Here is an 8,748-nt window from a genome sequence, read left to right as displayed (position 1 = left end):
GTGCAGAACACCGTCGGCACCCGCAACAGCGGCGCTGCCGATCAGTCCGTGGTCAGCCGCACGTCGGGATGCGCGGCGAAGATGTCCATCACGATGTCGAAGTAGGTCTGGCCGACGCCGCGCGCCAGTGCGTCGAGCTGGGCATCGATGATCTGCAGGTTGAAGGTGCCCGGCCGGGCGCGTTTGTCCTGCAGCCAGGCGCGCGTTGCTGCCACGCCGAGTGCTGCACGGCTGTGCGCGATGTCTGCCCAGTGCACGCTGACGGCCGCGTGCCCGGCCAGTGCGCCATAGCCGCCGTACAGCAGGTCATCCAGTGCATCCAGGCTGGGGCCGAGCTGCCAGTCTTCGGCCGCCATGAACACGCGGTTGATTTCGGCGTAGAAGCTGGCGATGTCATCAATGGCGCTCCCCTCGAGCAGCAGCGTGGTGGTTGTCATCGCACTTTGCACCGGTTGCCAGCGGAAGTTGGTTTGCCGGGGCAGAACAGGGACGTCCCCCGCGGCAGGATTGAAAGGACCACGCGGGATGATACGGGGCTGTGGGAGACGCATGCGTCGACGCCGCGCCACTGTGCCCGCAGGTGTCCGCCGCCTGAACGCGATCCGGACATTGACGTGGCCTCGACATGTTTTCACTGTCGGTTGCAGCCAACGGGCGCAGGCTCGGTCCATGTCCTGCGAATGAGGAGACGAACATGAAGACGATTCAACGTGTGATGTGCATGGGCGCCCTGATTGCCGCCTCGTTCGGCGCCGCCGCGCAGACGTACGGCCCGAAGGATGAAGGCCGCCGCTTCAACGACGGCAGCAAGGTTGTCTGCAAGAACGTGGAAGTGCAGCGCAACGCGAAGGACCCCAATCGTATTGCCGGTACCGCTACCGGTGCGGTGGTGGGCGGCCTGCTGGGCAACCAGGTGGGCGGTGGCAACGGCAAGAAGCTGGCGACCGTGGCCGGCGCTGTCGCGGGTGGCGCTGCGGGCCGCAACATCCAGGGCCGCAGTCAGCAGAAGAACGGTGACCGCGTGGTCGAGCGCCGCTGCGAGCGTCAGTACCGCTGATCCTGCGCTCCAGGGAGCGATGACCCGATGCCGGTCCCTTGGGGCCGGCATTTTCGTGCCCGGGTCAGTGGCATGGGGCAGGCGTCAAGGCGTCAAGGCGTGCCGCACTTCATTCGGCCACACGTCGGTTGCCGCCGGGTTTCACCGTCAAGGTGTGCGCCCGCGTGCGCCCGCGTGCGCCCAGCCGCCAGACGGCGAGCGTACCGTAGAGCACCAGCAACGCGGCCAGCGTCCACAGCTCGTGGCTGACCTCGCCCAGGCGGGCATCCATCTGGTTCAGGCGCACCATCAGGTTGATGCCGGTGGTGGTGGGCAACAGGTGCGCCAGGGCCACCAGTGCCGGTGGCGAGGTGACCGCCGGCCAGGACAGGTTGGCCAGGAAAAACAGCGGGATCGAGCAGGCGATGACCACCTGGAAGGCGCGTTCGCGGGTGGCGAAGAAGCTGCCGACAAACAGGCCGAACGCCACCGTGGCGGCAATGAACAAGGTGCCGCCAAGCAGCTGCCCAAGCGGATTTCCCCCGCGCGGATAGTCCTGCACCCACGCGGTGAAGCCGGCGTAGTAGAGCAGGCCCAGCAGGCCGATGATGCCGAAGCCAAGCGCCATGCCGGCCAGGGTGGGCAGGTCGAAACGCAGGCGCCGGCCGAGCGCCAGGCGCCGCGTACCCAGCAGCACGCCGATGCCCATCAACAGCGTCTGATGCACGATCAGTTCGGCCACGCCGGGCACGATGGCGCTGCCGTAGCCTTCCAGCGTGTTGAACAGAGGCCGCTGCACCAGGGTGATCGGCGGTGGCTGCGGAGCGCCCATGAAGGCGGCCTGCGAAACGGCCGTTTCGCGCGCGAACGCGGTCAGGGCGTCTGCCACGCCACCCAGTACCCAGCTGGCGCGGCCGAGGTAGGCACCGTTGCCCATCAGCACCAGGTGGCCGGCGCCACCGCGCAGGATGTCGCGCTCCAGCTGGGCGGGAATCAGCAGGATGCCTTCGGCCTCGCCACGCTCGAGCGCGTGGCGGGCCTGGTCGAGGGTGGCGGGCTGGGCCACGATGCGCACGGTGCGCAGTGCATCCACCCGGCGCAGCAGTTCGCGGCTGGTGGCGCTCTGGTCGTGGTCGACCACCACGATGGGCAGGTTGCTGGCCACCTGGTGGCGATACGCGGCCGGGTAGAAGAATGAGTACAGCACCACCGCGCCGATCATCAGCACCACCGCATAGCGGTCGGTCAGCACCGCGCGCAGTGTCTGGCGCAGGCTACTGGTGAAGCGGCTCATGCGGCCGCTCCGTTGGACGGTGCTACCGGGGTGGGCAGGGCGCGCGCTGCGACGATCAGGCGCCAGCCGCCGACACCGCCGGCCACCAGCACCATCAGCAGCAGCGTGGCCAACGGCCACAGCGAGACCGTCCATGGCGCGCCGACGAACTGCTGCTGGGTCTGCAGCTTGACGTAGGCGGTGAGCGGCAGCAGCAGGTTCCAGATGCGGGTGAACAGCGGCGCGTCCACCACCGGGAAGGTGGCACCGGAGAATGCCAACGCCGTGCCGATGCTCAAGCCGATCGCCGACAGCGCGGTGCCCATGTCGCGGGTGAGTCCCACGAACAGCAGCGCCACCGCCGCGCAGGCCAGGTAGAACAGCGGCTGGCCCAGCATCAGCAATCCCAGGCTGCCGGCGACGCCGTCGCCGCGCAGCAGCGCCAGGTACAGCACGCCAAGCGCGCCATACACCGAAAACAGCGCCACATAGGGGCAGATCTTGCCGGCGATGGCTGCCCAAGGTGCGCTGCCCAGCCAGGTGCGCAGCTGTCCGTCGCGCACTTCGCGGCCCAGGCTGGCGGCCACGGCCAGCGCCAGTCCGAGCGACAACACCGCCGGAAACAGCAGCGGCAGCAGGAACAGTTCGTAGCTGCGCGCCGGGTTGTGCAGGATGTCCGACTGCACCGCGATGGGCGGCGCGCGCAGTTTGGCCGGGCCGACCTGTTTGCCGATGCCGCCGCTCAGCAGGCGCGCATTCCACGCGCCGACCGCTTCCACGATGTCGCGTACCGCCGACTGCCCGGTGGTGAGGTAGGTGGCGTTGTAGTAGGCAAACACCGTGCCCTGGCTGCCACGCAGCGCCTGGCGGGTGGCATCGCGCGGGACCAGCACCACGGCAAACACCTCCAGCCGCCGCAGCTGCGCCTGCGCATCGGCCAGGCTGGCCGGTTGGCTGGCCACGGCGATTCCCGGGCTTGCATCCAGCATGCGGGCCAGCAGGCGGCTCTCGGCACTGTGGTCCAGGTCGACAATGGCAATGGGAATGTCGCGCATCACCGACGCGGCGAACAACCAGGCCAGCACGCCCAGCATCAGCAGCGGCAACAGCGTCACCAGCAGCAGGTCGGCGCGGTCGCTGCGCAGGTGCTGCAGCTCGCGTTGGAAGGCGGCGCCGAAGCCCGCCCGCCGCGACCGGTTCATCCCTGCGGCCACGCGAACAGCACGCTCATGCCGGGGCGGAAGCCCTCCACGCGCCCCACCGGGCGCAGCCGGATCTCGAAGCTGCGCACGTCGTAGCCCGACGACTGGCGGGTGGCGCGCCAGGTGGCGTAATCGCCGGCCGGGTTGATGAAGTACACCTCGAACTCGACCTCGCGATCCAGCGCGGGTACCTGACCGCGCAGCCGGTTGCCGATCTTCAGGCCCCGCATCTGCGATTCGCGCAGGTTGATCGAGACCCACATGCGGTCGATGTCGACCAGGGTGAACACCGGGTAGCCCGCCGGGACCAGCTCGCCGACGTCGGCCATGCGCTTGTTGATCTCGCCGGCCAGCGGCGCGCGGCCGTTGACCTCCTCGCGCGCGGCATCCACTTCGGCCACCGCGCCACGCGCCTGGCGAACCTGGCCCTGTGCGGCGCGCTTGTCCTGTTCGCGCGCACCCGCCAGTGCCTGGTCGTACTGTGCGCGGGCGGCGTTGGACAGCTCGCGCGAGCTGCGTGCCTGGGCCAGCGCCTCATCGCGCTTCTGCCGGGTCATGACCCCTTCGTTGAACAGGTTCTGCACGCGCTGGTAGGTGGCGTCGGCCAGCGTGGCACCGGCTTCGGCGCGTTTCCAGTTGGCCTGCGCGGCGCGGATGTCCTCGCTGCGTGCGCCTTCGTCGGCCTTGTCGGCGACCGCGCTGGCCGCCTCCAGCGCGCCCTGCGCCTGTTCTTCCTTGGCGGCCACTTCCGGGCTGTCCAACACGAACAGCACCTGGCCGGCCTGGACCCGGTCGCCTTCGCGCACCTTCAGCGTGGCCAGGCGTGCGGTGATCTTGGCGGCCACGTTGACGGTGTCGGCGTCGGCCATGCCCTGCAGCTGTTCGGCGGGGCTGCGCCAGGCCAGCCACAGGCCAACCACCACCACGATCGCCAGCACCAGCGCGAGGGCAATGCCGAGCTTGCGCTTGTTCGGCGGCGGCGCGTCGGCCGGCGCCTGCAGTGTGTCATTCATGCGCGATCACCTCGTCGGCCTGGCGGCGGAATTCTTCATAACGGTCCATCTGTCCACTGATCTCCAGCAACTGCGCCAACGCCACGTCGTACTGGTAGGCGGCCTGTGCGCGTTCCACCTGCGCACCGCCCAGCCCCAGCCGCGCATCGATCACGTCCAGCGAGGTGGCCTGGCCTTCGCGGAACGCCAGCTCCTGCAGGCGCAGGTTTTCGCGGTTCTGCTCGATGCTGCTGTCCAGCAGCAGGAACTGCTGGCGCGCGGTATCCAGTTCGTACCACGCCTTCCGTACGCCCAGGGTGACCTGGTTTTCGGCTTCGCGCAGGCCAGCTTCGGCCTGTTCCTGCTGCGCACGCGCGGCGCTGATCTGCGCCGGACGTGAACTCGGGGAAAGGAAGGTGTACTTCAGGCCGATGCCGAACGCCCAGTCCGGGTCGGTCAGCATTTCATCGCGGCGCAGGAAGTCGTACTGGCCAAACAGGTAGACGGTGGGCTTGAGCTTGGCCTGCTGCACGCGCACGCCTTGCTCGGCCTGCGCCACCAGGGCGCGCAGCCGCGCGATCTGCGGTTGCCGGGCCTGCGCATCACGTTCGAAGGTGGGCAGTGCGCCAATCGGCGTGCGGTGTACGAACAACGGCGACAGCGGGCGCACTTCGCCCCCGCTGCGCAGCAGGGTGGCCAGCGCGGCCTTCAGGGTCTGCAGGTCATTGAGGGACTTCTGATAGTCGCGCTCGGCCTTGTCGCGGGCCACGTTGGCCTGCAGGCGCTGGGCGCGGGTGGCGAAGCCTTCGCGTTCCAGCTTCAACGCGTCGTCGAGGTGGCGCTGCAGCCCGTCGCGCACGTCACGGCGCACGTCGACGGCCTGTTCGGCCAGGCGCTGCCCGAAGTAGGCCTGAGCCAGCTGCACGCTCAACGACTGGCGCTGCGATTCGCGTTCGGCGCTGGCCTGCGCGGTGGCGCCGGCGGCCGCCTGCTGCGCGGCCGGGATCAGGCCACCGGTGTAGAGCGGCAGCACCGCGGTGACGACCGGGCGGGTGCGCCAGTCGCGCTCGGTGAACTGCAACGGCGAGTCGATGCCGAACGCCTCGGCCACCGGGGCCAGCGAGCCCAAGGGCAGGGTGAGCGTTTTCTGGAACTGCAGGCGGCGCACTTCACCGGTGATCTCCGGCAGGCGCAGCAGCCGGGTGGCGTCCTGCAGGTCCTGTTTGTTGCGCACCGAGGCATCGGCGGCGGCCAGCGCATCGGAGACCTGTTCCAGGCGCTGCTGCGACTGCTGCCAGTCCAGCGCCGGAACAGCTGCGTCACCGCTGGGCGATTGAGCCATGGCCGCGCCACTGCACAGGAGCAGAGCGGTGCAGTGAAGTCCTTTCTTTGCGCGCGCAAGCGCCGTGTGCCGGCTCACGAATGGGCGTTCCGTATGTAAAGCATTCGGCAAAGTATGGTGCGGGTGGCGTGAAGCCGGGGTCTTCACGCGGGTGCAGTGCGATGAGGGCGCGCTGCATACCGCGCCGATTGATGTCGATCAAGGCGCGCCGGGATCGGCGGCGTAACCTGATGGAAAGGACGGCGGTGCTACCGTCGCCGCAAGGCCGCGAGCGGCCCTGCGATACCCCTGAAGACCATAAGGATAGGTGCAATGACCCAGCTGCCGGCGCAGTCCGCCACGCCCGCCACTTCGCCCTCGTTCGAGCACGAGCCCGATGGCAGTCGCACCTACTGGTCCAACCAGCCGCTCAACACGCTGCCGCCGCCGGACACGATGGGCGGCTACATGCGCAATCGGCCGCTGCCGCCGGAAGGCATCGCGCAGCGCCACGCGTACATCATCGGCACCGGCATTGCCGGGCTCGCCGCGGCGTTCTACCTGATCCGCGATGGTGGCATGCCGGCGGCCAACATCACCCTGATCGACAGCCTGGACATCGAAGGCGGCTCGCTCGATGGCGCCGGCAACCCGGAGCAGGGTTATCTGGTGCGCGGCGGCCGCGAGATGAACTGGAACTACGACAACTTCTGGGACCTGTTCCAGGACGTGCCCGCGCTGGAGCTGCCCGAGGGCTTCAGCGTGCTGGACGAATACCGCGCGGTGAACGACCACGACCCGAACTGGTCCAAGGCGCGGCTGCTGCACCAGCAGGGAAGGATCAAGGATTTTTCCACGTTCGGGTTGAGCCGTGGCCAGCAGTGGGAACTGGTCAAGCTGCTGCTCAAGCGCAAGGAAGAGCTGGACGATGTGACCATCGAGGACTATTTCAGCGAAGGCTTCCTGCAAAGCAACTTCTGGTTCTTCTGGCGGTCGATGTTCGCCTTCGAGAACTGGCAGAGCCTGCTGGAGATGAAGCTGTACATGCACCGCTTCCTGGACGCGATCGACGGCCTGAACGACATGTCCGCGCTGGTGTTTCCCAAGTACAACCAGTACGAGAGTTTCGTGGTGCCGCTGGCACGCATGCTGCGCGCGCAGGGCGTGCAGATCCAGTTCGATACACGTGTGCATGACCTGGAGATGGCCGTCGCCGGCGACGCGCGCACCGTCACTGCGATCCGCTGCAAGGTCGGCGGGCGCGAGGACCGCATCGCGGTGGGCGAGGGCGACCTGGTGTTCGCGCTGACCGGCTCGATGACCGAAGGCACCGCCTACGGCGACATGGATACCGCGCCGGTGCTGCAGCGTGATCGGCACGAACCGGGCGAGGACAGCGATTGGGCGCTGTGGCGCAACCTGGCGCGGCAGTCGCCGATCTTTGGCAAGCCGGAGAAGTTCTACGGCGACATCGACCGCTCGATGTGGGAATCGGCCACGCTCACCTGCCGTCCGTCGCCGTTGGTGGACAAGATCGCCTCGCTGTCGGTCAACGACCCGTATTCGGGCCGTACCGTTACCGGTGGGGTGATCACCATCACCGACTCCAACTGGGTGATCAGCTTCACCGTGAACCGCCAGCCGCATTTCGTCGACCAGCCACGCGATGTGCTGGTGGTCTGGGTGTATGCGCTGCTGATGGACCAGGACGGCAACCACATCAAGAAGCCGATGCCGGCCTGTACCGGCCGCGAGATCCTGGCCGAGCTGTGCCATCACCTGGGCATCGGCGACCAGCTGGATGTGGTGGCGGCCGCCACCAAGGTCAGGCTGGCGCTGATGCCGTACATCACCGCGCAGTTCATGCCGCGTGCCGCCGGCGATCGCCCGCACGTGGTGCCGGCCGGCTGCACCAACCTGGGCCTGCTCGGCCAGTTCGTGGAAACCCGCAACGATGTGATCTTCACCATGGAAAGTTCGATCCGCACCGCGCGGGTGGCGGTGTACACGCTGCTGGGGCTGCCCAAGCAGGTGCCCGACATCAGCCCGGTGCAGTACGACGTGCGCAACCTGCTCAAGGCGGCGCGTGCATTGAACAACGGCGAACCGTTCCCAGGCGAGCGCGTGCTGCACCGGTTGCTCGGCAAGAGCTACTTCGCGCACATCCTGCCGCCGCTGCCGGAGGCGGAGAAGGCGCAGGACAAGCGCGGTTTCATGGAGGACGAACTGTCGTGGCTGTCCAGCAAGGGCAGCCTGGCATTGAAGGAAGTCTCGGCCCGCCTGGACCGCCTCGGCGACAAGCTCGGCAAGCGGTAGGTAACGACCGTTGGGTGGTACGTCTCTCCCCGATCAACGCGTCGGCGGGTTGCCGGCGATGGTGCGCGCGCCGGTGATGATCATGCGCAGCATCTGCGACAGCTGCTCGATCAGCTCGGCGTCCTTTTCCTGCGGCTGGTCCACGGCGGTGGCCCCCATGGCGAACACCAGCCGGGTGATCGCCTTGGACGCCAGCGCCGGTTCGTGCAGCACCGCGCCGCCATCGGCGGCGGCCAGCCGGATCAGGTCGACCCGCAGTTCGTCTTCGAAGTAGCCCAGCTCGCGGTCCACCGCCTGCTTGAACGCGTCCGAGCCGGCGCTGCCTTCGCGCAGCAGCACGTGCAGCAGTTTGTGGTCGGCGCGCAGCTGTTCGAAGAAGGTCTCCACCGACAGCCGGATCACGCTGCGTTCGGATGACGCCGCGCGCTGGCGGGCCTCGCCGATGATCGTGCGCAGGGAACGGCCGGCCAGGTCGATCAGCGCCACGGTCAGTTCGTCCATGTCGCGGAACTGGCGATAGAACGAATTCGGCGCGATCCCGGCCTCGCGGGCCACCTCGCGCAGGCTCAGCGTGGAGACACTGCGGTGCGGGCCGATCAGGGCCAGCG

The 8,748-nt window shown here is 68.2% G+C and carries 8 protein-coding genes; 2 read left to right on the top strand and 6 right to left on the bottom strand.

The window, feature by feature from the left end:
• Nucleotides 1–41 precede the first annotated feature (41 nt).
• Nucleotides 42–437: a barstar family protein gene (locus tag DBR34_RS05495; RefSeq protein ID WP_128096017.1), complete on the bottom strand. Its 396-nt coding sequence runs from the start codon at nt 435–437 to the stop codon at nt 42–44.
• 257 nt (nt 438–694) lie between these two features.
• Between DBR34_RS05495 and DBR34_RS05490 the strand changes: the two genes are divergently transcribed.
• Nucleotides 695–1,057, top strand: a complete 363-nt coding sequence (locus DBR34_RS05490) for a glycine zipper 2TM domain-containing protein (RefSeq protein ID WP_128096016.1) — start codon at nt 695–697, stop codon at nt 1,055–1,057.
• Between the two features lie 109 nt (nt 1,058–1,166).
• Here the strand turns inward: DBR34_RS05490 and DBR34_RS05485 are convergent, their stop codons facing one another.
• From DBR34_RS05485 to DBR34_RS05470, 4 genes are read right to left on the bottom strand one after another with little or no spacing between them, the layout of a single operon-like run.
• Entirely contained in the window at nt 1,167–2,330 is a 1,164-nt protein-coding gene (locus DBR34_RS05485; protein WP_128096015.1) for an ABC transporter permease, read from the bottom strand.
• On the bottom strand, nt 2,327–3,511 hold the full coding sequence (locus DBR34_RS05480; RefSeq protein ID WP_128096014.1) for an ABC transporter permease: 1,185 nt from the start codon (nt 3,509–3,511) through the stop codon (nt 2,327–2,329). The genes DBR34_RS05485 and DBR34_RS05480 overlap by 4 nt, the downstream gene beginning before the upstream one ends.
• Nucleotides 3,508–4,524 (bottom strand): efflux RND transporter periplasmic adaptor subunit, encoded by a 1,017-nt coding sequence (locus DBR34_RS05475; RefSeq protein WP_128096013.1) that lies wholly within the window; start codon nt 4,522–4,524, stop codon nt 3,508–3,510. Before DBR34_RS05475 ends, DBR34_RS05480 begins: the two co-directional genes overlap by 4 nt.
• The gene (locus DBR34_RS05470; RefSeq protein ID WP_258223689.1) at nt 4,517–5,845 is read right to left on the bottom strand and encodes a TolC family protein; all 1,329 of its coding nucleotides are present in this window, start codon (nt 5,843–5,845) and stop codon (nt 4,517–4,519) included. The genes DBR34_RS05475 and DBR34_RS05470 overlap by 8 nt, the downstream gene beginning before the upstream one ends.
• Before the next feature lie 312 nt (nt 5,846–6,157).
• On the opposite strand from DBR34_RS05470, the gene DBR34_RS05465 reads away from it, so the two are divergent.
• Entirely contained in the window at nt 6,158–8,140 is a 1,983-nt protein-coding gene (locus DBR34_RS05465; RefSeq protein WP_128096011.1) for an oleate hydratase, read from the top strand.
• Between the two features lie 33 nt (nt 8,141–8,173).
• Here DBR34_RS05465 and fabR read toward each other — a convergent pair.
• Nucleotides 8,174–8,748 (bottom strand): HTH-type transcriptional repressor FabR (gene fabR, locus DBR34_RS05460; protein ID WP_128096010.1); only part of this gene is annotated, 575 nt, incomplete at its 5' end.

The organism is Stenotrophomonas sp. HMWF003 (assembly GCF_003061285.1).
GTDB lineage: Bacteria > Pseudomonadota > Gammaproteobacteria > Xanthomonadales > Xanthomonadaceae > Stenotrophomonas > Stenotrophomonas maltophilia_AP.
This window is presented reverse-complemented; position numbering and strand designations above follow the sequence as displayed.